Source organism: Dactylosporangium sp. CA-092794 (assembly GCF_050948465.1).
Lineage (GTDB): Bacteria > Actinomycetota > Actinomycetes > Mycobacteriales > Micromonosporaceae > Dactylosporangium.
Map to the genome: position 1 here is coordinate 4796604 of NZ_CP192044.1, position 23378 is coordinate 4819981.

Annotated in this window: 19 protein-coding genes; 14 read left to right on the forward strand and 5 right to left on the reverse strand. The window is 74.1% G+C overall.

What is annotated here, in order from left to right; translation table 11 throughout:
* Positions 1-33 precede the first annotated feature (33 nt).
* The 3 genes from ACQPXD_RS20705 to ACQPXD_RS20715 form a co-directional block, all read right to left on the reverse strand.
* Positions 34-4119: a discoidin domain-containing protein gene (locus tag ACQPXD_RS20705; protein WP_432840877.1), complete on the reverse strand. Its 4086-nt coding sequence runs from the start codon at positions 4117-4119 to the stop codon at positions 34-36.
* A gap of 276 nt (positions 4120-4395) precedes the next feature.
* Positions 4396-4770, reverse strand: a complete 375-nt coding sequence (locus ACQPXD_RS20710) for an ArsR/SmtB family transcription factor (RefSeq protein WP_432840879.1) — start codon at positions 4768-4770, stop codon at positions 4396-4398.
* A gap of 61 nt (positions 4771-4831) precedes the next feature.
* Positions 4832-7615 (reverse strand): carbohydrate-binding protein, encoded by a 2784-nt coding sequence (locus ACQPXD_RS20715; RefSeq protein WP_432840881.1) that lies wholly within the window; start codon positions 7613-7615, stop codon positions 4832-4834.
* A gap of 375 nt (positions 7616-7990) precedes the next feature.
* Here ACQPXD_RS20715 and ACQPXD_RS20720 point away from each other — a divergent pair, with 375 nt between their 5' ends.
* The 11 genes from ACQPXD_RS20720 (at position 7991) to ACQPXD_RS20770 (ending at position 18783) form a co-directional block, all read left to right on the forward strand.
* Positions 7991-8794, forward strand: coding sequence for an SAM-dependent methyltransferase (locus ACQPXD_RS20720; RefSeq protein ID WP_432840883.1), 804 nt, complete (start codon positions 7991-7993; stop codon positions 8792-8794).
* 94 nt (positions 8795-8888) lie between these two features.
* Positions 8889-10658 carry a putative bifunctional diguanylate cyclase/phosphodiesterase gene (locus tag ACQPXD_RS20725; RefSeq protein ID WP_432840884.1) on the forward strand — a complete coding sequence of 590 codons (1770 nt, stop codon included), beginning with the start codon at positions 8889-8891 and terminating at the stop codon, positions 10656-10658.
* 720 nt (positions 10659-11378) lie between these two features.
* On the forward strand, positions 11379-12203 hold the full coding sequence (locus ACQPXD_RS20730; RefSeq protein WP_432840886.1) for an SDR family NAD(P)-dependent oxidoreductase: 825 nt from the start codon (positions 11379-11381) through the stop codon (positions 12201-12203).
* 17 nt (positions 12204-12220) lie between these two features.
* Positions 12221-12373, forward strand: coding sequence for a hypothetical protein (locus ACQPXD_RS20735; RefSeq protein WP_432840888.1), 153 nt, complete (start codon positions 12221-12223; stop codon positions 12371-12373).
* A gap of 11 nt (positions 12374-12384) precedes the next feature.
* Positions 12385-12813: an HIT family protein gene (locus ACQPXD_RS20740; RefSeq protein ID WP_432840890.1), complete on the forward strand. Its 429-nt coding sequence runs from the start codon at positions 12385-12387 to the stop codon at positions 12811-12813.
* Positions 12814-12915: 102 nt separating this feature from the next.
* Positions 12916-13167: a hypothetical protein gene (locus ACQPXD_RS20745; protein ID WP_432840892.1), complete on the forward strand. Its 252-nt coding sequence runs from the start codon at positions 12916-12918 to the stop codon at positions 13165-13167.
* 12 nt (positions 13168-13179) lie between these two features.
* A complete protein-coding gene (locus tag ACQPXD_RS20750; protein ID WP_432840894.1) occupies positions 13180-15060 on the forward strand; it encodes a S8 family serine peptidase in 1881 nt (626 codons plus the stop codon).
* Positions 15057-15338 carry a hypothetical protein gene (locus ACQPXD_RS20755; protein ID WP_432840896.1) on the forward strand — a complete coding sequence of 94 codons (282 nt, stop codon included), beginning with the start codon at positions 15057-15059 and terminating at the stop codon, positions 15336-15338. Before ACQPXD_RS20750 ends, ACQPXD_RS20755 begins: the two co-directional genes overlap by 4 nt.
* Entirely contained in the window at positions 15335-15736 is a 402-nt protein-coding gene (locus ACQPXD_RS20760) for a hypothetical protein (protein WP_432840898.1), read from the forward strand. Before ACQPXD_RS20755 ends, ACQPXD_RS20760 begins: the two co-directional genes overlap by 4 nt.
* Before the next feature lie 73 nt (positions 15737-15809).
* Entirely contained in the window at positions 15810-18407 is a 2598-nt protein-coding gene (locus ACQPXD_RS20765; RefSeq protein WP_432840899.1) for an ATP-binding protein, read from the forward strand.
* A 37-nt stretch (positions 18408-18444) separates the two neighbouring features.
* Entirely contained in the window at positions 18445-18783 is a 339-nt protein-coding gene (locus ACQPXD_RS20770; RefSeq protein WP_432840901.1) for an MBL fold metallo-hydrolase, read from the forward strand.
* A gap of 60 nt (positions 18784-18843) precedes the next feature.
* Here the strand turns inward: ACQPXD_RS20770 and ACQPXD_RS20775 are convergent, their stop codons facing one another.
* Positions 18844-19713, reverse strand: a complete 870-nt coding sequence (locus tag ACQPXD_RS20775; RefSeq protein ID WP_432840903.1) for a LysR family transcriptional regulator — start codon at positions 19711-19713, stop codon at positions 18844-18846.
* 69 nt (positions 19714-19782) lie between these two features.
* Between ACQPXD_RS20775 and ACQPXD_RS20780 the strand changes: the two genes are divergently transcribed.
* Positions 19783-20529 (forward strand): SDR family NAD(P)-dependent oxidoreductase, encoded by a 747-nt coding sequence (locus tag ACQPXD_RS20780; RefSeq protein WP_432840905.1) that lies wholly within the window; start codon positions 19783-19785, stop codon positions 20527-20529.
* 69 nt (positions 20530-20598) lie between these two features.
* On the opposite strand, the gene ACQPXD_RS20785 is transcribed toward ACQPXD_RS20780, so the two are convergent.
* Positions 20599-21078, reverse strand: a complete 480-nt coding sequence (locus ACQPXD_RS20785; protein WP_432840907.1) for a hypothetical protein — start codon at positions 21076-21078, stop codon at positions 20599-20601.
* 196 nt (positions 21079-21274) lie between these two features.
* Between ACQPXD_RS20785 and ACQPXD_RS20790 the strand changes: the two genes are divergently transcribed.
* Complete coding sequence (locus ACQPXD_RS20790; protein ID WP_432840909.1) at positions 21275-21835, forward strand: hypothetical protein; 561 nt, start codon at positions 21275-21277, stop codon at positions 21833-21835.
* A 223-nt stretch (positions 21836-22058) separates the two neighbouring features.
* Positions 22059-23282: an MFS transporter gene (locus ACQPXD_RS20795; protein ID WP_432840911.1), complete on the forward strand. Its 1224-nt coding sequence runs from the start codon at positions 22059-22061 to the stop codon at positions 23280-23282.
* Positions 23283-23378 lie beyond the last annotated feature (96 nt).

A 23378-nucleotide genomic window follows, 5' to 3' on the forward strand; every position in this document is an offset into this window, starting at 1 on the left:
GATCGGCTGGCGGCCGTCGCCGGATCGCCGGGGTCAGGTGGTGGGTGCGTTGTAGGCCTCCGCGGTGACTCGGACGCCGGACGGGCGGTGCAGGCGGGCCGGCCAGGACACGGCGACCTGGCGGGTCTCGGCGGGCAGGAGCCAGAAGTAGTTGTCGTCGTAGCGGGTCGGCAGCACCCGCCGGCCCTGCGCGTCGCGGGCGCTCAGCCGCACCAGTGCGGCGACCGCGGCGCCGCGGTTGGTGACCGTCGCGGTGAGGCCGTCGCGGCCGGGGGCCGGTCGCTGGGCGGCGGCTGACACGGTCAGGCGGGTGCGGGGCAGGCCGTTGAGGGCGCGCATGTCGGTGGGCTGGGCGTAGCGCCAGTAGGTGTTGTCGGACAGCAGGCGGCCGCGGGCGTCGCGCAGCTCCAGGCGGACCAGGTGCAGGGCGGCGGCGGCCTGCTCGGCGAGCGGGAACGCGGCCGCCGCGGCGGAGGCGGCCACGTCGACGCGGGCGGTGCGGGTGGTGCCGAGCGGCCGGCCGGCCAGGTCGTAGGCCCGCGCGGTGACGGTCGCGCCGGTGAGCGCCGCGGTGGTGTGGTTGACCACGCGGACCTGCCACGTGCCCGGGTCGGCCTGGACGTGGACCGGCTCGCAGCCCTTGCGGGCGCCGTAGTAGGCGCCGTTGACGTCGAGGTCGTAGTCGTAGGTCTGCCAGACCGTGCTGTGCCAGGCCGGGTGGGACATCCACAGCAGCAGGCCGGTGGCGTCGTGCCACAGGTTGGCGTTCCACGCCTCGAACATGGCGCGGTGGCTCTCGTAGTTGACGAACTGCGCGCGGGTGGCGAACTGCTCCAGCGACGCCGACGGGCCGAGCCGGGCGTCGATGGCGGCGAGATACGTATCGGTGTGCTGGTTGCCGATCGTGGACCAGTCGTGGTAGTTCCAGACCTCGCCGATCGGCCAGCCGGGCTCGTCGCCGACGAGGTTGCGCATGGTCTCGGGCACGGACACGACCGGCATGCCGATCTCGGTGTGGAAGCCGAAGGCGCCGGTGTCGTAGGTGGTGCGGTCGTTGTAGGAGGGCGGGTCGACCCAGCGATACGGCCCGTGGCCGCTGACGATCCCGCCGGCCGAGTTGGGGATGTAGAGGATCTCCGGGTCCTCGGCGGCGGCGGCCTGCTTGAGGCCCGCGTCCACGAGCGGCGGCGGGTCGCCCTCGTTGGCGCCGCACCACACGACGATGCAGGGATGGTGACGATATCGCCGGATCGTGTCGGCGGCGATGTCGACATAGCCGGGGGGATTGGGCAGGAACTGCCCCGCCTGCCAGAAGTCGTTCCACACCAGGATGCCCTGCTCGTCGCAGGCCCGGTAGAGCTCCTCGCGGTTGCTGCTGCCCAGCCAGTTGCGGATCATGGTGAAGTGCATGTCGCGGTGCATCTCGACGGTGTCGGCGAGCCGGTCGGGCAGCACCCGGCGCAGCAGCTCGTCCCAGCCCCAGTTGCCGCCGCGGCAGAACACCGGCACGCCGTTGACGCTGATCCGCAGCTGGACGACGGCGTTGCTGACCGCCTTCACGTCGGTCCACGACCGGCCGTCGGCCGAGACCTGGATGACGAAGTCCCGGGCATACGCCTGCTCCCAGGCGATGGTCACCTGGTCGAAGGCGACGGCGGCGCCGAGGTCGACCTGGATCCATTGATCGTCCTGGTATCCCGAGGACCAGCGGGTGCGCGGGTTGCCGTCGACGGCGTTGCCCGGCCCGTTGGCGTCGCCGTCGGTCGAGGACGCGGTGGCGGTCTTGTGCAGGGCCAGGTCGACGTCGGGGTCGTCGGAGTGCTGCACCGACAGCGTCCACATCGACACGCCCCACTGGGTGGCCCGCGCCCCGGCCTGGATGCGCACGTGCTGCGCGGTCTGCGCCGGGAACCGCTCGATCTGGGTGGCGGTGTCACCGATCGGGGTCTCGTTGCTGACCGAGGCCACGTCGGTCCACGCGGCGGCGTCGGCGGAGACCTGGACGCGGAAGTCGAGGGCGTAGGCGGTCTCCCACACGATGGTGACCCGGTCGAAGTCCGCCGCCGCGCCCAGGTCGACCTCGAGATACTGGTCGTCGGCGTAGGCCGAGGACCAGCGCGTGCCGGGGTCGCCGTCGACGGTGTTGGCGGCGGCGTTGGTGTCGTTGTCGGTCGACGAGGCGGTCGCGGTCTGGTGCAGGGCCAGGTCGGGGCCGGCGCCGTCGGACACCGACAGCGTCCACATCGACACGCCCCAGCCGGTGGCCCGGTGCCCGGCCTGGATGCGCACGTGCCGGGCGTGCTGCCGGCCGAACGTCACGGTCTGGGTGGCGGCGTTGCCGGCGAACTCCAGCGGCGGCTGCCCGGGCGGCGACACGACGATCGGCTGGTGCCAGTCGTAGCCGAACTCGCGGACGCCGAACCGCAGGTCGCGCCGGTCGCTCAGCGCGCGGCCGACGGTCGCGGTCAGGTGCAGGTCGTAGAGGTCGGGGGCGCCGTAGCCGTTGGGCCACCACAGTCGCGGGTCGCGCAGCCGCAGCGCCGGGAACCGGTCCGGCGCGAACGTGACCGTGGTGCTCGTCGCGGCCGGGACGCTCACCGTCGTGGCGACGCTGACCTTGTCGAACGCGGCCCGCACGGTCACCGTGGCGGCGGCGCCGGTCGCGTTGCGGACCGGCACGGCGATGGTGACCTCGGCCGTGCCGGTGTCCGGCAGGCCGGGCAGCCTGGTGGTGACGTGCGGGTCGCCGATGACCACCGGGCCGGTGCTGCGCAGGCGGACATGGTTCCACAGGCCGGTGACCCGGTCGCGCACCGCCGGCATCCAGTCCCAGCCGGACACCGCGAGATAGGTCGGGGCGTCGAGGTAGTGGTGCGCCGACTGCAGGAAGGTGTTGCCGTCGGCGCCCTTGTCGCCGGGCGTGCCCGGGTGCGGCATCGGCGTGACCCGCACCGCGATCGCGTGCTCGGCGCGGCCGGCCAGCGCGGCGGTGATGTCGAAGGCGGCCCGGGCGAACGGGTGGGCGACGCTGCCGACCTGCACCCCGTTGACCCAGGCCGTGGCCTCGTGGTTGACCCCGTCGAACTCGAGCCAGACCAGCCGGCCTTGCGAAGCGTCGAAGCCGCGCGGCAGCCGCAGGGGCCTGCGATACCACCAGGAGTGTCTCGACAGCGCCTCGGGGATCCGCAGGTTGTTGTAGCCGGACACCGGGTCGGGGAGGTGGCCCTGCTCGACGAGCGTGGCGAGCACGGTGCCCGGCACGGTCGCCGGCAGCCAGGACCGGACGTCGACCGGGCCGCCGGACAGCTGCGCGCCGCCGGCTCCGCCGACGAGATCGTCCATGGTCAGTGACCAGCCGGACTCCAGCGGCACCGTGCCGTCGGCGGCGACGGCGAGGTCGGGCGCCGGGCGGGTGTTGCCGCCCTCCCAGCTGGTCCAGCCGCGGGCGGGCGGCTGCGGGGCCAGGGCGGTGCCATAGACCTGGAAGCCGTTGAGGCCGACCGGATTGGTGTTGGACCGCGCGGTCACGCTCAGCCGCACCCACCGGGCGGTGACCGGCGCGGGCAGCGTGACGGCCTGGACGCCGCCCTGCCCGGCGGTGGTCTGGTAGGCCGTCGTCCACGCGCGGCCGTCGGTGGACGTCTCGAGGCGGAAGGCGACCGCCGCGCTGGAGCGGATCTCGTCGCCGTCGGTGTCGCTGTAGTTGCCGTCGAACGGCCCGTCGGCGAGCGTCGCCTCGAACACGAGCGTGACGGCCTCGATCCGGCACGGGGCCTGCAGGTCGACGGAGATCCACTGCGGGTCGCCGGGCGCGGCCCGCCAGCCGCTGCCGCGGACGCCGGCCTCGGCCAGCCCGTCGACGGCGAAGGCGCCCGGCGTCGGCGCGTAGTCCGTGGAGGACACCGCCACCGGGCGGTAGCGCGCGAGGTCGGTGCGCGGCGCGGCGCTGCCGCCGGGGGCGGCGCCGGCCCGCTCGGGCAGGGCCCCGGCCACGCCGACGGAGGCGAGCAGGGTGGCGCCGGAGGACAGCAGCGTGCGGCGGGACAGGGCGGGGGTGTCGGGCATCGGCGGAACTCCCAACGTGTCGATCGTGTGACCGATGTAATCAGAGACGGACATCGCTGTCAAGAATAATTCGTAATTAATGGTTACTTGACGCGCGTGGTGACGTCCGGCAACTGGGACACCTTCAAGGTCCGGCTGGGCGCGCAAGGTCCGCGGTGGACGGTCCAGGGCAGCAAAGTCCCATGGGCAACGTCGGCGCCGGCCAACGGGGGATTCGAGAGCGGGGGACGAAGGCGGTGACCGCGAGCGACACCGCACAGTGCCGGCAGACCGTTGCCGTCCGGCCGGCCTACTCCGCCGACGACTGCACGCTGACCCCCGTGTGGCCGCCTACACCGCGGCCAGGGCCGGGGCGGCGAAGAAGCCGCCCAGACGGTCCAGCATCGCCCGGTTGACCCGGTAGTACACCCATGTGGCGCGGCGCTCGCTGCTCACCAGGCCGCTCTCGCGCAGTACCCGAAGATGGAAGGAAATGGTCGGGGCGGTCACCTCGAACTCGCCGGTCAGCTCGCAGACGCAGACCTCGCCGTCGCCGCGGGCGGCGATGAGCGACAGCAGCCGCAGCCGCACCGGGTCGCTCAGCGCCTTGAAGAGCTTCGCCGTGTCGGCCGCCTCGGGCGCCGTCAGCGGCCGTCCCACCAGCGGCGTGCAGCACTCGGGCGAGGTCGCGGCGGCCAGGTCGAGCGTCGTCTTGGTGCGTGCCATGGCACCCATCGTGACGTAGCGCAACCGGCCGCCGCAACCTCCGCTCCTTACCGTTCGCCGGTTATTGGTTCCAGACCTGCAACTCCGAGATCTGGCCCGCCGGCCAGCCGGTGTTCGCGCTGACCGTCACCCGCCAGTACCGTTGCGTCGCCGCGGGGAACGTGATCGTCACCGCGTTGCCGGACGTGGGGGAGAAGGCGTAGGCCGCGGACGCCTGCACCGTGGTGAACGACGAGCCGTCGGCCGAGGCGGTCAGCGTGAGCGTCTCGGTGCGGGCGCCCCACGCCGCCGGCAGCTGCAGGACCACCCGGCTTGCCGAGCGGGCCGTGCCGAGGTCGACCTGCACCCACTGCGGGAACGCGTTGTTCGCGCTTTCCCAGTAGCTGCCCTGGTTTCCGTCCGTCACGTTCGACGAGGGGTACACGTCGGTGTGCGACGACTCGGTGGTCGGCCGGCCCGCGGCCAGGTTGGCCGGCGTGGTCCCGCCGCCGCCCGTGGCCAACTGCAGGCTGTTGAGGTTCCAGCCGCCGCTGTCCTGGGCCAGGGTGAGCACCTGCTGCCCGGCCGGCAGGGTCAGCGTGGCGGTGACCGTGGCCCAGGCCTGCCAGTCGCCCGTGGCCGGGAGGTTCACCGCGCCGGTGAGGTTGGCCCCCGACGAGCTGGCCAGGTGGAAGGCCCCGGTCACCGCGCTCGGCGCGGCCACCCGGGCGCTGAGCGTGTACTGCCCGGCGGTCGCCACGTTGACCGTGTAGCGCAACCATTGGCCGCCGCTGGTCCAGCCGAGGTTGTAGCCGCCGCCGGTGTCCGATGTGGACTCCAGGTCGACGCCGTCGGCGCGGTAGCCGTTGGCCGTACCGTTGATCGACGTGACGTTGTAGGCCACGCCCGGCCCGCCGGTGTCGTAGTTCTCGGCCTGGACCGTGCCGGGGACGGCCGCCGGGGTGCCGCCGTAGGGCGCCTCGGCCGGCGGCGTGCCACCGCCGCCCTGCCAGCTGTTGCCGCTGAGCGTCGCGGCGAAGCCCGCCGAGTTGTTGAGGTACGCGGAGGAGCCGGCGCGCAGGCCGGTGACCGTGGTGCCGGTGATGGTCGCCGAACCGCTCGGCGCCGGGTAGAACGGCGGCGCGATCACCACGCCGTTGCGCCACGGCGACGTGACCGTGTTGTTCTGCAGCAGCGTGTTGGTCGACTGGGAGAAGCCGATGCCGTCGTAGAGCGAGTTGACGATCGTGTTGTCGGTGACGGTGACATGGTCGACGACGCCGGTGTTCTGCCCGTCGCCGCCGTTGCCGACGTGCAGCGCCGGCTGGCCCTGGTTGTAGCCGTTGCCGCCGGAGCGGGTGACGACGTTGCCGCTGACCGTGGCGGTGAGCAGGTCGTTGCCGTTGACGCCGAACCGGCCGGCGCCCAGGCCGATGTAGCGGGCCGTGTCGCTGATCGCGTTGAGCTCCACGTCGTGGCCGCTGCCGCCGTAGATGCCGATGCCCTTGCCGCCCCACGGCGCGATGATCGTGTTGTGCGTGAACGTCGCGTGCGACATCGCGGTGTAGTAGGTCCGGTTGCCGTTGCCGTCGGTGTTGTAGTTCACCGAGTTGATGGCCATGCCGTCGTCGCCGGTGCCGCGCACGAAGTTGTTGGTCGCGGTCAGGTTGTTGCCGACCGAGTTGTTCAGCGACACGTTGTTGACGTTGATGCCGTCGGCCCAGATGGTCGTCAGCCGGCTGTTGCGGACCGTGCCGCCGGTCCCCGACGCCCAGAAGCCGCTCAGCGTGTGCTGGGTCCAGATGTTGTCCGCGACCCAGTTGGTGCCGGTGGTGTCCATCGCGCCGCCGGCGCCGTCGGCCGTGGCCCGGCTGGTCGCGTTGGAGTCGACGTGCAGGTCCCGGATGGTGCACGACGTCACCTGGAAGATGGCACCGAGCGGCGTGTTGTTCGGCAGTGGTACGGCGCGATAGATGGTGCTGTACCAGGGCCCGGCGCCGGCGATGGTGATGCCCTGCGCGTGCAGACCGTTCGTACCCTTCAGATAAAAGGTCCCGGCCGGGATCCACAGGATCTTGTTCTGCGCCTGCGCCTGGTCGATGCAGCTCTGGATCGCCGCCGTGCTGTCGGGCGCGGCCGGATCCCCGGCGCCGTTGGTCGGTGCGGTGCTCGCCACCGCGCCGCACGAGGTGATCGAGATGGAGTTCGCCGGCTGCGCGATCTGCCCCGGCGGGTTCTCCGAGTCGACCACGTCGACGTCGTAGAAGGCGGCGCCGTTGGCCGCGTCCTTCTGCAGCGCGAACGTGCCGCCGGGCGCGATCGGCGTCCCGGTCACGAAGGTGCGGGTCTCGTCGAAGTAGACCCGCGGGTTGCCGTCTGCCGGGTTCTGGTCGCTGCTGTCGTTGTAGTGGTTGTTGCCCTCGTACACCCACGTCTGCTTCGAGTTGACGTTGAGCGCCTGGCGGAGCGTGCCGTCGACGTACAGGTTCAGCGTCGAGGTCATGCCACCGCCGCCGGCCGAGTCCGGGATGCTCACCCGCACCGTGATCGCGCTGACCGGCTGGCCGGTGGTGTTCGTCCACTGCACCCGCTGGCCGTTACCGGCCAGGTGCACGTAGGCGTGGCCGGACGCCTCCAGGGCGGCGCTGGAGTACTGCGTGGTCGGCGCCGTGGTCAGCGCCACGGTCGAGGCGCCGCCGCTGAGCGTGCCCGCCTCGGCCTCGAAACTGGTGAACGGCGTCGTGGCCCCCGCCGTGCTGGTGGCCGCGGGCGCCGGCGGCGCGACCGACAGCATCGCCCCCAGCAGGACCGCGGCGGCCACCGGCGGCAGCAGCCGGCGCGCGGCACGGATCGATGATCGTCCCATGGAAAGTCCTCCTCGGACCTGCGGCACGTAGCGGCGTGCCGCCGGCTTGCGCGACGCAAGCATTTGCATGAATACGCCCACGCTGTGACGCCAGTCAAGGGCGACGGGAGGCCAGACAGTGGCAAGAATTTGCACGGGTATCGTGAAATCACGACGGAACTGCGATTATTCTCCGACGATCGGCCGGGGCGCGGCGCGCCATTCCCGGTTGCCGGGGTGATGTGGCTCGCAAAGGTATGGTCCATAGATCGCTTGCGGGCGGGCCGGTCGGCGATGCAATGTGTCCCTGACGGTCGTCGATGTAGCCGACCGGGCCCCCTGGGAACGCGGCCCGGACAACGACGGGATCCGCATGACTACAGGATGGGGTGCGGTGTGACACGGCCGGAGTGGGCACCGGATGGCGTCGACATCAACGTGGCGAACGCCGCCCGGATGTACGACTACTCGCTGGGCGGCTTCCACAACTTCGCGGTCGACCGCGAAATGGTCGACAAGGTCGTGTCGATGGTGCCCAACGCCCGGCAGATCGGCCTGGCCAACCGGGCCTTCCTGGGCCGGGTGGTGCGCCGGCTGGTGGCCGGCGGCGTCAAGCAGTTCCTCGACATCGGCTCCGGCATCCCGACCCTGGCCAACGTGCACCAGGTCGCGCAGCAGGTCAACCCGGAGGCCCGGGTCATGTATGTCGACATCGACCCGGTCGCCGTGGCGCACGGCCGCGCGCTGCTGGCGGACAACCCGCTGACCGACACGATCCTCGGCGACGTGCGCAGCCCGGACGAGATCGTGCGCCATCCCGAGGTGACCGGGCTGATCGACTTCAGCGAGCCGGTCGCGGTGCTGCTCATCGCCGTGCTGCATTTCGTGCCCGACGCCGACGACCCGGCCGGCATCGTGCGCCGGTTCCGCGAGGCCGTCCGGCCGGGCAGCTTCATCGCCCTCTCACACGGCACGATGCCGCCGGAGCGCAAGGAGGACACCGAGGCCGTGACCGGCGTCTACCAGCGCACCTCCACGCCGCTGCACCTGCGCACGGTGGAGGAGGTCCGCGGCCTGCTCGACGGCCTGGAGATCGTCGAGCCGGGCATCGTGCCGGTCACCGACTGGCATCCCGAGCCGGAGGACGAGGGCACCGAGCGCCGGCCCGAGGTGCTCGCCGCCGTCGGCCGCAAGCCATAGGGCCCGTGGGCATCGGCGCTCATCGCTGGCTTTAGGTGATCACCAGGTAAAGAATCTCCGGTTCGGGGGTCAGTTCCGCGGAGGAGTGTTCGACATGTGCTCGTCCGACGATGCGCCTTCCGGTGCGGAGGCGTTCACCCGGGCCTGGACCGGCGTCGTCACCGGCCACACCGTGCTCAGCCTGAGCCGCGGCGACGTGTACTGCCTGCTGGAGCGCTTCGTGTGGCGGCTGGCCGGCGCGCTGCGGGCGGAGCCGTTCGACACCGGCCCGGGCCACCGCATCGGCGCGGACCTGGTGGCGGCCGGCATCGCCACGCCCGACCTGCTCGGCCGCACGGTGACGCTCATCGGGCAGCGGTTCCTCGACGACCTGCGCCCCGACGGCGCCGACGCGCGGGCCCGCCTGGACGCGACGCTCGGCGGGATCGTCGCCGGGTTCACCGCCGCGCTGACCGCGCAGACCGTGGCCGACCAGGAGGCGCTGCGCCGGGCCGAGCTCGCCGGCCGCTACCGGGAATCGGTCGCCCGCCGCAGCCGCCGCGGCGGCTCCGGCACGCTGCGCCGCCGCCTCACCGGCCTGCCCGACCGCGACTGGCTGCTGCAGCGGCTCAGCGAGGCCGTCACCGACCGCCCGCCACAGACCCGGCTGGGCCTGTGCCTGATCAACCTCGACCGGTTCAAGGCGGTCAACGACAGCCTGGGCTACCACGCCGGCGACCAGGTGCTGCGCACCGTCGCGCACCGGCTCGACCGCCTCGCCGCCGCGTCCGGGCACTTCCTGGCCCACCTCGCCACCGACACCTTCGCCCTGGTCGTCGACGACCCGACGGGCCTGGACGAGGTGACCAAGACCGCCGACCGGGCGCTCGAGGCGATCGCGCACACCTTCCCGATCAACAACGGCCACACCCTGCCGATCCGGGCCAGCATCGGCGCGGTCGAGCGGGCCGCCGCCGACACCGACCCGGCGACCCTGCTCGGCGCCGCCGAGCGGGCCCTGGCCTGGGCCAAGGCCGAGCGCCGCGGGCAGTACACCGTCTTCGACCCGATCCGCGCCGCCCTGGAGTCGGCCCGCCACGCCCTGAGCGCCGAGATGCCCGACGCCCTCACCCGCGGTGAGTTCCTCGTCGACTACCAGCCGCTGGCCGACCTGGCCACCGGCCGGCTCGTCGGCGTCGAGGCGCTGGTGCGGTGGCAGCACCCGAGCCGCGGCCGGCTCGGCCCGGCCCAGTTCATCGACCTCGCCGAGCACACCGAGCTGATCGTGCCGCTCGGCGAGTTCGTGCTGCGCCAGGCCTGCGCCCAGGCCGCCGCCTGGAACGCCATGGACCCGGACCACCCGCTGTTCGTCAGCGTCAACGTGGCCGCCGCCCAGCTGCGCCGCCCCGGCCTGCCCGCCATGATCAGCGCGGTGCTCGACGAGACCGGCCTGCCCGCCGGCCTGCTGCAGCTGGAGATCACCGAGAACGTCCTGCTCGACCCGGCCGGCCTGGGCACCCTCGACGAGCTGGACCGGATGGGCACGAAGATCGCCCTGGACGACTTCGGCACCGGCAACTGCCGGCTGGCCGAGATCCGCGACCTGCCCGCGCACACGCTGAAGATCGCCGCCTGCTTCATCGACCTCCTCGGCCACGAGGACGAGCACCCCGCCGGCCGGGCCAACCTCACCGTCCTCACCACCATGATCAAGCTCGGCCACGACCTGGGCCTCACCGTCACCGCCGAGGGCATCGAGACCGCCGCCCAGGCCGAGCGCCTGCTGGAGCTCGGCTGCGACACCGGCCAGGGCTTCCACCTGGGCCGCCCGCAACCGGCCGCCCGCATCACCGAGCTGCTCAGCGGCCAACTCCGGATCGGCTAGCCCCCACCGCAGCCGACGGCCGCGAGCGGGCTGACGAAGCGCCCGCCCACGCCGCCTCCTCATCGCTGACCGAAGGCGACGATTCCGGATAAGTCCGAACACTTCGTGTCCTGACTTATCCGACATTTCGTATATGTCGCGGTTCGTAAGCTTTTGCCTGACTCGGGCCGCGTCACTTCCAGACCGTTGCTCCCGCCAGACACCGGTCGGGCCTGGCGGCCCTCCCTGCCAGGCCCGCGGTGCCAAGACCCCGCGCGCCCGCACCCCGCAAGACCCACCGCGCTCGCACCACCGCAAGCCCCAGCGAGCACTGCCGCACCGACGAGCCCCGACCGCAACTCTCCGCGATCATGCGCGACCCGCCGCCGTTCACCGACTTTTCCATGATCGCGGAGACAAACCGTACCCATGTGTACCAAAAGTCTCCACGATCATGAAAACCCTTGGTGTCGACGGCGATCACTGCATGATCGCGGAGACTTACGACCGCCCACCCGACGGCTTGAAGTGACGAGGCGCCAGCCCGCCGCCTCGGGCCGGTGATGAGCGAACTCCCGCGCATCGCACGCGCGGCGGCGAAGACGAAGGGCGCCGCGCCTCGATGCCGGCCGGACATCCGGCCCGGCGCGGCCGGCTCCGCCGCGGAGTCCAGGACCGGCTGCGCCCGGTGCGGCGGGCGAGATTTGGCAGTGGCTGACAAGTTTGGCTTATGATGCCAGCATGTCGAAGACCATCGTTATCACCGGCGCCAGCGACGGCATCGGGGCCGCGGCCGCTCGCCGGCTGCACCAGCAGGGACATCGGGTCGTCGTGGTCGGCCGTTCGCCGCAGAAGACGCGGGCGGTCGCCGGCGAGATCGGCGCCGATCAGTTCGTCGCCGACTTCACCCGCCTCGACGAGGTGCGCAAGCTCGCCGCCGAGCTGGACGCCGCGTACCCCCGCATCGACGTGCTCGCCAACAACGCCGGCGGGGTCTTCGGCGATCCGGCGAAGACCGTCGACGGGTTCGAGCGGACCTTCCAGATCAACCATCTGGCGACCTTCCTGCTCACCCGGCTGCTGCTGGACAAGCTGATCGCCTCGCGGGCGACGGTGATCCAGACCTCGAGCGTCGCCCACCGCCTGGCCGGCAAGCTCGACCTCGACGACCTCAACCACGACCGCAACTTCGACCCGATCCGGGTCTACAACGCCGCCAAGCTCGAGAACGTCCTGTTCACCATCGAGCTGCACCGCCGCTACCACGCCCAGGGCATCGCCGCCGTCGCCATCCACCCGGGCAACGTCGCGTCGAGCTTCGGCGCCCAGACGACCAGCCGGCTGATGCGGTTCATCACCACCAGCCCACTGACCCGGCCCATGCTGATCACCCCGGAGCGGGGCGCCGACCAGCTGGTCTGGCTCGCCGAGACCCGGCCCGGCGCCGACTGGGAGCCCGGCCGGTACTACGTGAAGCGCAAGCCCGCGAAGCGCCTCAACCCGCAGGCCCTCGACGCCGGCCTCGCCCGCCGCCTCTGGGAGCAATCCGAGCAACTCGTCGGCTGACGGACAGGGTTGGGGGCGTGACGGGAGCCGCGCGCGGCGCCGCCATCGCGGCCGGCCTCGGCCGCCTCGACATCCACGGGCCGGACTGCGGGCCGGCGCCGGGGCCCGGCCGGGTCGTCGTGCGGGACCTCAGGGGGCCGCGCGGTCCGCTCGTGCGCACCTACCTCTAGGGTGGTGGCTCATGAGCACCGTGTTCTCGCGGATCATCGCCGGTGAGTTGCCCGGCCGGTTCGTCTGGCAGGACGAGGACGTCGTCGCGTTTCTCAGCATCGCGCCGCTGCGGCCCGGGCACACGCTGGTCGTGCCGCGGCAGGAGGTCGACGGGTGGACCGAGGCCGGCGGCGACCTGCTCGCCCGGTGCACCGCCGTCGCCCAGGCGGTCGGGCAGGCCGCCCGGCGGGCGTGGGACGCGCCGCGGGCCGGGCTGGTCGTGGCCGGGTTCGAGGTGCCGCACATGCACATCCACGTGTTCCCGGCCTGGGAGATGGCCGACTTCGACTTCGGGCGGGTCGACCACAGCCCGGAGCCGGCCGGGCTGGACGAGGCGGCCGAGCGGCTGCGCGGGGCGCTGCGCGAGCTCGGCCACGGCGCGTCGGTGCCGGCGGGCTGAGCCGGCCAGTTGTGTCAAGTTCCGTCCGGGGTAGCCGGCCGGGCTGACGATCGATACGAGGGACCGCCGCCGGGGCGGTCCGCGGCCTCGATGGAGGACTCGATGTCGATCGTCGACGACAACCAGCAGACCGACGACCAGCAGACCGACGACCAAACGACCGACGACCAGGTGCCGGCGCTCGTCGAGCGGGCGGCGATCCTGCTGCGCTTCCAGCCGGTGCCCGGCTCCGACCCGGGGCAGGCGCGGGAGTGGCTGCGGTCCGTGGCCGAGTTCCTCAGCTCCGCCGCGCTGCGGGAGGTGCTCGACGGGCTCGTCGCGCCGCCGCCGAGCCCGGCCGGCGCGTCCGCCTGAGCGCCGGCCGTCATGACCGAGGCCGGCCAGCCACGCCTGATCAGCCACGCCGGGCGCCGCATGGATCCGCGGACCGGGCCGCCCGCGCGGGCCGGCGCCGCGGCCGTGGGGCGCTCGCCGGGCGCCGGCGTCCGCAGCGTCGTGCAGTTCCGCCGTCCGCTCACCCGGGACGAGCGGTTCCGATTCCAGCGGGGGTACGGCCTCGCGCTGGCCGACTACGTGCCGGACAACGCCTACGTGGAGAGCGTGCCGCCCGGGCGCCTCGCCGACCTCGAGCGGGAGCCCCTGGTCCGGGCCGTCATGGCCTACGGCGCGGACCTGCGCCGGCCGGCCGCACGCCGGGAGCTCGCCGAGCGCCGGGGCCGCTACGAGGCGGTCCTGTTTCCGGACGCCGACGCCGGCGCGGCCGTCGGCGCGCTGCGGGAACGCGGCGCCGTCGAGCCGGCGGTGCTCGACGACCGGGCACACGGCGGTACCGTCAAAATCCGGTTCTTCGTGTCGGCGCCGGTGGACTCCACCGTCGCCGGGCTCGCCGAGGTCGACGACGTCCGCTGGCTCGACGAGGTCGGCGAACCGAAGCTCGACGCCGCGGGGCCGGTGACCGCGGCGCCGCCGGCCCGCGGCTGGGCCGAACCGCTGTGGCGGCGGGGACTGTCCGGCGCCGGCCAGGTGATCGGCCTGATCGACAGCCCGATCGACCTGGGCCACCGGTTCTTCGCCGGCGGCAAGGTGGTCGGCGTCCGCAACGCCACCGGGGCGCCGCCGCGCCCGCACGGCACGTTCGTCGCGGGCATCGCGGCCGGCGACGATCCGGCCGCGCCGGGCGCGCACCCCGACCGCGGCGTCGCCTGGGCCGCCCGGCTCACCTGCGGCAACATCGACGACCTCGATCAATTGGGGGTACTGGCCTATCTCGCCGCCGCCGCGGCCGACGGCGCGCGCGTGCACACCAACAGCTGGCACGACGAGCCGGAGCCGCAGTACAACCAGCTCGCCGCCGACCTCGACGCCTTCGCCTGGGCCAACGAGGACCACGTGATCCTCGGGTCGGCCGGCAACACCGGCGAGCGCATGGGGCCGCCCGGCACGGCGAAGAACGTCCTGTCCGTCGCGGCCGCGCGCGGGCCGGCGCCGGCCGGATTCGGCGACGGCGCCACCGGACCGGCCGCCGACGGGCGGCAGAAACCCGAGGTGATGGCGCCCGGCTGCGCGATCCGCTCGGCGGTGGCCGGCACGGCGGCGGGCGTCGAGCTCGACCGGGTCGTCTTCGGCGGACCGGGGCCGCGCTGCGCGAGCAGCTGGGCCACGCCCGCGGTGGCCGCCCTCGCCGCGCTGGTGCGGCAGTACTACGCCGGCGGCCACCATCCCGCCGGCGCGCTGGTGCCGTCCGGCGCCCTGGTGCGCGCCACGCTCATCGCCGGGTGCCTGCCCGACGGCGCCGGGGTGTACCCGGGCGACACCACCGGCTGGGGCGTCGTCCGCGTCGACGAGACGCTCGCCGGCCCGCCGCTGGTCCGCGACGTGCGCCACGCCGGCGGGCTCGCCACCGGGGAGAGCGCCGTCTTCGAGCTCGAGGTGGGCGGCGCGGACCGCCCGCTGACCGTGACGCTGGTCTGGACCGACCCGCCGGGGCTGGCCGGATCCGACGCGCCGGCGGTCAACACCCTCGACCTCGTCGTCACACCGCCCGGCGGCGGGCCGGCGCTGCGCGGCGACCCGTCCGGCACCGTCCGGCGCGTCGTGGTGCCGCGGCCGGCCGCCGGCCGGTGGACCGTCCGCGTCAGCGCGACCGCCGTGCACGTCGGAAACCCCGGCCAGGGGTACGCGCTCGCCGTCCTCGGCGACCTGGCCGCCAACCAGACGCAGCTGACCACGAAGGAGGAGCAGTCATGAAGCAGGTGAGCGGCGTGCGGGCCGTGGTCGAGGGAGACCTGCCCGCCGACGTCATGGAGCGGATCGCCGCGAGCGTGCGCCGGGCGGTCCTGCACGAACTGGCCGAGCTGGACCTCGCCCCGCGCCCGGCGCCCACGCCGGCGGCGAACAAGGACCTGCCCGACCTGGAGACCACCGACATCGGTCTGCCCACGGTCATCCCGTTTCCGCTGGGCATCTGGTTCAAGCCGGACGAGCCGCTGCTCGTCGCCGAGCCCGACGGTACCCCCGGAGCATGACAACCCCGCAGAGCCCGGCGCGCACCTGCCCGAGCAGCATGTGCGCGCCGGGAAATCTCCTGATCGGCGTCGTCCGGCCGGACGGGACGCTCGCCCCGGTCCGCCCGCCGCTCGAGCTCGACGCCGTGTTCGTGGACCGGGCCACGGCGGGCGAACGGCCGGCGGAGGCCCGCATGCGCTTCGCCGGCCCGTGCGTGACCTCGCAGTGCCGGCACTGGCGCGACCAGCGCTGCGGCGTGGCCGACCTGGCCGCCGACGCCGCCGCGGCAGGGGTACCGGCCGAGCTGCCGGCGTGCCCGATCCGCGCGACCTGCCGGTGGTGGGCGCAGCGGGGCGCCGCCGCCTGCCGGGTCTGCCAGACGATCGTCCATACCCGGTACCCCGACTCCAACGGCTGATCCGTCCGTTCGACCCTTCCGGTCCGGCGCGCCACCGGGGGACACTGCGGAGTAACCGTCCGTGGAGGATCGTGTGCCCGCATTGCCCCGGCCCGCGCTGCCCCCGGGGCCGCTGGCCGACCTGTTCGACGACCTGCACCGGCTGCACCACCAGGCGGGCTGGCCGAGCCTGCGGCGGATGGCGGCCGAGGTCGGCTGCAGCCACACGACGATCGCCGCCGCGTTCAGCGGCCCCCGGCCGCCCCGCTGGGGGCTGCTGGAGCTCATCGTCGAGGCGCTCGGCGGCGACCCGGAGCGGTTCCGGGAAGGCTGGCTGGCGGCCACCCAGGCCGACACCGACGAGGCCCCGGCGAGCGCGCCCGCCGCCGACAGCGCCTACGTCGCGCCGCGCGACCTGCCCGCCCCGCCGGCGCCGTTCGTCGGCCGGGCCGCGGAGTTCGCGGTGCTGGACGAGGCGCTGCGGGCGGCCCGCGCAGGCGAGGGCTCCAACGTGGCGCTCATCGCCGGGCCGGCCGGCGTCGGCAAGACCACCCTCGCGCTGGCCTGGAGCCACACCGTGGCCGACCGGCACCCCGACGGGCAGCTGCACCTCGACCTGCGCGGCTACGACGTGAGCCGCCCCCGCACGCCGTCGGCCGCCGCCGACGCGGTGCTGCGCCGGCTGGGTGTCGCCGCTTCGGCGGTACCCCGTGAGCTGAGTGAGAAATCGGCACTCCTGCGCTCCCAGCTGGCCGGCCGGCGGCTGCTCCTCGTGCTCGACAACGCCCACTCCGCGGACCAGGTGTGGCCGCTGCTGCCCGGCACCCCGTCGGCCTTCGTGGTGATCACCAGCCGGGACAGCATCCCGGGGCTCGTCGCCCGCACCGGCGCCCGCCGGATCCCGCTGGACCGCCTCGACGAGCCGACCGCGGCCGAGCTGCTCACCAGGCTGCTCGGCGAGCCGGCCCGGGCCGACCCGGCCGCCGTGCACGCGCTCGCCGCCCGCTGCGCGCGCCTGCCCCTCGCCCTGCGCGTCGCCGCCGAGGCGGTCACCCAGGACCGGCACCTGTCCCTGGCCGAGCAGGTGGCCCGCTTCGACCGCCGCCCGGCCCGGCTCGACCTGCTCGACGCGGGCGGCGACGAGCGCACCGCCGTGCGCAGCGTCTTCTCCTGGTCCCTGCGCCGGCTCAGCCCGGCCGCCCGGTCGCTGTTCGAGCGGCTCGGCCTGAGCCCCGCCCGGCAGCTCGACGACGAGGCCGCGGCCGCCCTGCTCGGGGCCGGCCCGGCGGCCGGCACCGCCGCGGTCGGCGAGCTGCTGCGCGCCCACCTGATCGAGCGGCAGGCCGACGGCTTCGGCCTGCACGACCTGCTCCGCGACTACGTGGTCGAGCTCGCCGCCCAGCGGCCCGAGGCCGAGCGCCGCCAGGCCCGCCTGCGGCTCTTCGAGCACTACGCCGCGGCCGGCCGGCTCGCCGCCGAGAAGCACCGCGTCGACCCGGACTCGGCCGAGGCCGCCTGGCTGCGCCGGCACACCGCCTCGCTGGTCGCGGTGACCCGCTCCGCCGCCGCGGACAGCCCGGCGCACTGCCTGGAGCTGGCCGCGCTGCTGCACCCCTACCTGGAAGGCTCCGGCCACTATGCCGAGGCGATCGCGGTACAGCGGGCCGCGATCGCGGTGGCCCGCCGGAGCGACGAGACCGGGGTCGTCGCCGTGGCCCTCTGCCGGCTCGCCGACGTCCTGCGCCGGGCCGGCGCCCTCGCCGACTCGCTGGCCGCGGCGAGCGAGGCCCTCGCGATCGCCGAGGGGCTCGGCGACCGGGCGGGCATCGCCGGCGCGTTGCAGGCGATGGCGGCGGTACACGTCCGGCAGGGCCACAACGAGCAGGGCAGCGCCGAGCTCGGCCGGGCCGCCGGCATCTTCCGCGAGCTCGGCGACCGCTCGGGCGAGGCCGCCGCCGCCAACCGCCGCGGCATCGCACTCATGCAGCTGGGCCGGCTCCCCGACGCGCTGGCCGAGCACGAGCGGGCGTACCACATCTATCGCGACCTCGACCAGCGGCTGCCGATGGGCCGGGCCGCCAACAACGTGGGGGTGCTGCGGGTCCGGCTCGGCCGCTACGACAGCGCGGCCGCGGTGCTCACCGAGGCCCTCGACCTGGCCCGGGCCACCGGCAACCGGGCCGGCGTCGGGGTGGCCCTGGCCAACCTCGGCGACCTCGCCGCCCGCCGGCAGCGCTGGTCCGACGCCGCCGACCGGTTCCGCGCCGCCGTCGATGCCTGCGAGCGGGTGCGGTACCTCGGCGGGCTGGCCGACTCCCGGCGCGGCCTCGGGCTGGCGCTGGCGCACCTCGGCTCGCCCGGCGAGGGCCTGGCGCTGCTCGACGAGGCGCTACGGCTCGGCCGGCGCATCGGCGACGCCGACATCGAGGCGGCGACCCTCATCGACATCGGGCAGCTGCGGCGGCTGGCCGGCGAGGACGGGTCGGCGAGCTACCGGGCCGCCCTCGCCAAGACCGACCTCACCGGGGACCTCTACCAGCGGGCCCGCGCCCTGGACGGGCAGGGGCACTGCGCCTGGGCGGCCGGGCGCGCGGACGAGGCCCGGACGCACTGGCGGGCGGCGCTGGAGCTGTTCGCCCGCCTCGAGGTGCCGGAGGCCGACGCGGTCCGCGCCGCCCTGGCGCTCGGCTAGGCGCTCCTGGCTGTCGCTTGGCCTAGGCCTCGGTTCCGTGCTGGATGGCGTTGAGCATCCCGCTCAGGCCGAAGTTGACGTCCCCGGCTCGCCCCGGATCATCCACATGCCCGGCCACACGCCCGGCAGCGTGGCCGTGCACGTCCCGGCGGTCGACGCCCTCTTCCTCGGCGACAGCATGACGACCCGCAACGTGCTGACCGGCGTGAAGGGCCCCAAGCCCGCGCCGTTCACGCTGGAACCGCGGCAGGCCCTGGGGTCGCTCGCCCGCATCGAAGGGGTGGACGCGACCTGGGTCCTGCCCGGCCACGGCCCGGCCTGGGACGGCGGCGTGCCCGAGGCGGTCCGGCTCATCCGGCAGGCCGCCGACCGCTAGATCCTCGGGTTTGAGAATCTGACGTGCGGGTCGTCGTTGCCAGATTCCGGCAATGACGGCTCAGCGTGGGGAAACAGGACGCGCGGCCGGGTTGAGGGGGCCGCCGGTGGCGGAGATCGCGGCGCGGACGAACGCGGCGACCTGGCGGGATGTGGATGCCCGGGGCCAGGCGATCACGAGGGTGGCTGGCTCGGCGTCCGGGACCGGGCGGCTGACCGTACCCGGTGGCAGACGGTCACGGACCGATTCCGGGAGCACCGCGACCATTCGGCCGAGCAGGATGAGCTGCAGCAGTTGGTCGGTGTCGGCGACGGGGTGGCCGGTCACGCCGGGGCGGGCCTCCGGCCAGCGGGGCTGGGGTTCGCCACGGAGGTCGGCCATCGACACCGTGGTGCGGGTGGCCAGGGGGTGGCCGTCCGGGAGCACCACGACCTGGCCCTCGGCGTGCAGGTCGTCGCTGTCCAGGCCGGTCAAGTCGTTCTGCGGCCGGTGCAGCAGGGCGAGGTCGGCGCGACCGTCGCGGACCATCGCGGCGCGTTCGCCGGCGCTGAAGGCGAGGTCGACCGGGACGGCGCCAGGGGTGGCGGCATAGCGGTCCAGGATGGGCCGCAACAGGTCGGCGTCGCCGCCGGGTTTGAGCGCCAGGACCAGGCGCGGGGTGGCTGCGGCCGCCCTTCGGGTCCGGCGTACCGCCGCGGCCACCGCGCCCAGCGCGCCGCGCCCCTCGGCCAGGAGCACCTCGCCGGCCGCCGTGAGGCGGACCTCGCGGCTGGTGCGTTCCAGCAGGGTGACGCCCATCCGGCGTTCGAGCAGGCGGATCGCCCTGGACAGCGGTGGCTGGGCGATGCCGAGCCGGTGGGCGGCCCGCCCGAAGTGCAGTTCCTCGGCGACCGCGACGAAGTAGCGCAGTTCCCGGGTCTCGACGTCCATACCATGAGGGTATCGATCGAGACCGGGTCGGTCCTGGTCGGTGGAGCCGGGCAGTGGTCGTCTGGACACATGAGTGATGATGCGACGATCGCGCTGGTGACCGGGGCGAACAAGGGGATCGGGCGGGCCGTCGCGGGCCGGTTCGCGGAACTCGGGATGACGGTGCTGGTCGGCGCCCGAGACCTGGAGAAGGGCGCCGAGGCGGCGGCCGAGCTACGCGCGGCGGGCGGTACGGCGTACCCGATCGGCCTCGATGTGACCGACCAACCCGGCGTGACGGCGGCGGCCGAGGAGATCAGCGGCCGGTTCGGCCGCCTGGACATTCTGGTCAACAACGCCGGCATCTCCGGCGAGCTCGGGGCGCAGTCGCCGGGCTCGGCGCGGCTCGACGGGGTGCGGGCGGTGTTCGAGACGAACCTGTTCGGTGTCGTCACCGTGACCGAGGCGATGCTGCCGCTGCTGCGCCGTTCGCCCGGGGCGCGGATCGTGAACGTCTCCAGCGGCACCTCGTCGATGACCTGGATGACCGATGCCACCCACTACCTGAGCCGGATGCCGGGTTCGGTGGGCTATCCGGTGTCGAAAGCCGCGCTGAACATGCTCACGGTGCAGTACGCGAAGGCGCTGGCACGCGACGGGATCCTGGTGAACGCGGTCGCGCCCGGCGCGTGCGACACGGATTTCGCCAAGGGCCTGCCGTTCCAGCTGACCCGGACCGCAGCCGACGGCGCCGCGATCGTGGTGCGGCTGGCCACGCTGGGGCGAGAGTGCCCGACGGGCGGCTTCTTCGACGACAACGGCAAGGTGCCCTGGTGAGGAGCTCGGCGGGGTAGCCCACGGCGTCTTGCGCCCCGTTGACGCCGTGGCGACACCACCGGCCCGCCGTCAGGCCGTCGCCACCCAGCCCGGCCAGGCGACCAGCACGTGGTGCGCGGCGACGTCGGCGCCGGTGGAGTCGGTGACGGTCGCCGCGAGCACCGCGGCGGTGGCGACGATCGCGGTCAGCAGCACGTTCCACGACGTGGCCAGGCTCGTGTCGGGCAGCGTCGAGGACAGCGCCTCGAACAGCGTGTCCGGCAGCGCGTCGGTCACCAGCATGGCGAACTCCGCCGGCGCCGCCAGCACCGCCAGCGCCTGGATCCGGCCCTGCAGCTCGGCGCTCTGGTCGGGCGAGAGGATCTCGGCGTCCGCCAGCGCCACCACCGCGCGCGTGGCCAGCCCGACCAGCGCGGCCGGCGGCGTCTCCCGCAGCGCCGGCACCTCCACCTGCCCCCACGCCGACACGAGGTCGCGGACCAGCGCCGCACGCTGAGTGTCGGTCAGGTCCTTGCTGTGGCTCGCGGCGATGTCCTTGCTGTGGCCCATGATGGCCTCCCGTCTGTTTCCGACCCGGACTGCCACCATTTTGGGGCTGCCGGGACCGGGGTTGACGAAACTGGCCAGCCGCTTCCGCCCGCGGTGGCCAGTTCCGTCCAGAGTCGTCAACGCCGCGCGCCGCCCCCGAACACTGTTGCCAGCGGCCGGCCGGTGGGGCCGGTGACGAAGAGGGGGACGAACCACCATGGCAGAGCAAGCACGAACCCGTGTCAGCACCGACGGCGTGTTCCTGTCCACGCCGGGCGTCTTCGACGGCACCGCCGACGGCCTGCGGCACGCCTTCAAGATGCAGTTCAGCCCGACCGCGTCGCAGCGGCGGGAGGACGGCGGCCCGAGCCGCACGACCGTCGGGACGGCCTTCGCCCTGGACCGCGTGCTGCTCGACTTCGGCGCCGTCCACCCGCCGGCGGTGGACTTCGCGCGGGCCGGGCGGGACTGCGAGCTGATCGCGGAGGCCATCCAGAAGCACCCCGAGGTGCTGACCCAGGCCCTGGAACTGGTCACCGGCGGCCACCCCGACGTCGAGCGCATCCGCGCCGCGTCCCGTTCGCTGCAGGGCATCGGCCTCACCGAGACCCAGGCCCTGGACAACGGCGGCGGCATCGTCGCGCTCGTGCTCCTCGCGGCCGCGGCCTTGCTGGTCGCCGGCTGCGACGCGTGCGTGACGGTCGTCGAGACCAGCCCGACGGTGCAGCCGCAGTTCCCGTCCAGCCCGGGCCCGATGGACGCCGGCGCCGACGGCTGACCACACCTCCGCACCGCCCCGGACCGAGTCGCGGCGGTCCGGGGCGCCTCCGCGGTTGCCGGTGAGCCGCGGGCGCCGGGTAATTCGCGTCACCTCGGTCACCTCTCGTTGAGGCGGTGGCAACGCGCGCGGGGCAGGATAGGGGCAGCCGTGCCTCCATTCCGCCGTGGAGTGTCGGTCCCGTAGCAGGGGCGGCGACGCCACGACGAGCGGAGGCACCACCGTGAGCACCACCGAGGTTCAGGCCGCGGCCCGGGAGGGTGCGGCCGGAGGACGGCGGCCGGCCGGGGCGGCGCTGTTCGCGCTGGCGATCGGCGGGTTCGGCATCGGCACCACCGAGTTCGCCACCATGGGCCTGCTGCCGCAGATGGCCGACGACCTGCGCGTCTCGATTCCCACCATGGGGCACGGCATCACCGCGTACGCGCTCGGCGTCGTCGTCGGCGCGCCGCTCATCGCCGCGCTGGCGGCCCGGGCGCCGCGGCGCGGGCTGCTGCTCGTGCTCATGGTCGCGTTCGTGGCCGGCAACGCGCTGACCGCCGCCGCGCCGGGGATCTGGACGCTGGTCGGGGCGCGGTTCCTGACCGGGCTGCCGCACGGGGCCTACTTCGGCATCGCCTCCGTGGTCGCGGCCGGGCTCGTCCCGCCGGACCGCAAGGGGCGGGCGGTGTCGCGGGTCATGGTCGGGCTGTCCGTGGCCAACATCGTCGGCGTGCCGCTGGTGACCCTCGCCGGGCAGCTGTTCGGCTGGCGCGCCTCCTACGCGCTCGTGGCCGGCATCGGCGTGGTGACCATCCTCGCCGTCCGGCAGTGGGTGCCGCCGGTGGCCGCCGCCGACGGGGCCAGCATCGCCCGGGAGCTGGGCGCGTTCCGGCGGGTGCACGTGTGGGTCGCATTGCTCACCGGCACCGTCGGATTCGGCGGCATGTTCGCCGTCTACAGCTACGTCGCGCCGACCCTCACCGACGTCGCCGGGCTACCGACCGGGGCGGTGCCGTGGGTCCTCGCCGCGTTCGGCCTGGGCATGACGATCGGCGCCCTGCTCGGCGGGCGGCTGGCCGACCGCTCGGCGCTCGGCACGCTCATCGGCGCGCTGGTCGCGATGACCGCGGTCCTGGCCCTCTACGCGCTCACCGCGTCCTCGCCGGTCGCCGCCGTGCTGCTCGTCTTCGCGGTCGGGCTGGTCTGCCAGGTGCTCGGCGCGGGGCTCACGATCCGGCTCATGGAGGCCTCACCGGACGCGCCCGCCCTCGCCGCGTCGTCGAACCACTCCGCGCTCAACCTGGCCAACGCGACCGGCGCGTGGCTGGGCGGCGTCGTGATCGCGGCCGGCTACGGCTACCTGGCCACGGCCTGGGTCGGCGCGGCGCTGTCCGTCGCCGGCCTGCTGTTCGTGGCCGGCTCGGTCCTGGCGCCTCGCCTCGCCCGCCCCCGCCCCCGCCCCTGACCCGGGCCACCGGCCGCGGCACCGCCAGCGCCGACCGGCCTGCGCTGGCGCCGGAGGCTCGCCCGCGTCCGCCCCTGACCGGGCCGCCGGCCGCGG

Coding starts and splice junctions, on each gene's coding strand:
- ACQPXD_RS20710 (WP_432840879.1), bottom strand. CDS start 4,770: ATGGCACGCACCAAGACGACGCTCGACCTGGCCGCCGCGACCTCGCCC.
- ACQPXD_RS20780 (WP_432840905.1), top strand. CDS start 19,783: ATGAGTGATGATGCGACGATCGCGCTGGTGACCGGGGCGAACAAGGGG.
- ACQPXD_RS20745 (WP_432840892.1), top strand. CDS start 12,916: ATGTCGATCGTCGACGACAACCAGCAGACCGACGACCAGCAGACCGAC.
- ACQPXD_RS20715 (WP_432840881.1), bottom strand. CDS start 7,615: ATGGGACGATCATCGATCCGTGCCGCGCGCCGGCTGCTGCCGCCGGTG.
- ACQPXD_RS20750 (WP_432840894.1), top strand. CDS start 13,180: ATGACCGAGGCCGGCCAGCCACGCCTGATCAGCCACGCCGGGCGCCGC.
- ACQPXD_RS20755 (WP_432840896.1), top strand. CDS start 15,057: ATGAAGCAGGTGAGCGGCGTGCGGGCCGTGGTCGAGGGAGACCTGCCC.
- ACQPXD_RS20740 (WP_432840890.1), top strand. CDS start 12,385: ATGAGCACCGTGTTCTCGCGGATCATCGCCGGTGAGTTGCCCGGCCGG.
- ACQPXD_RS20790 (WP_432840909.1), top strand. CDS start 21,275: ATGGCAGAGCAAGCACGAACCCGTGTCAGCACCGACGGCGTGTTCCTG.
- ACQPXD_RS20760 (WP_432840898.1), top strand. CDS start 15,335: ATGACAACCCCGCAGAGCCCGGCGCGCACCTGCCCGAGCAGCATGTGC.
- ACQPXD_RS20725 (WP_432840884.1), top strand. CDS start 8,889: ATGTGCTCGTCCGACGATGCGCCTTCCGGTGCGGAGGCGTTCACCCGG.
- ACQPXD_RS20785 (WP_432840907.1), bottom strand. CDS start 21,078: ATGGGCCACAGCAAGGACATCGCCGCGAGCCACAGCAAGGACCTGACC.
- ACQPXD_RS20705 (WP_432840877.1), bottom strand. CDS start 4,119: ATGTCCGTCTCTGATTACATCGGTCACACGATCGACACGTTGGGAGTT.
- ACQPXD_RS20775 (WP_432840903.1), bottom strand. CDS start 19,713: ATGGACGTCGAGACCCGGGAACTGCGCTACTTCGTCGCGGTCGCCGAG.
- ACQPXD_RS20730 (WP_432840886.1), top strand. CDS start 11,379: ATGTCGAAGACCATCGTTATCACCGGCGCCAGCGACGGCATCGGGGCC.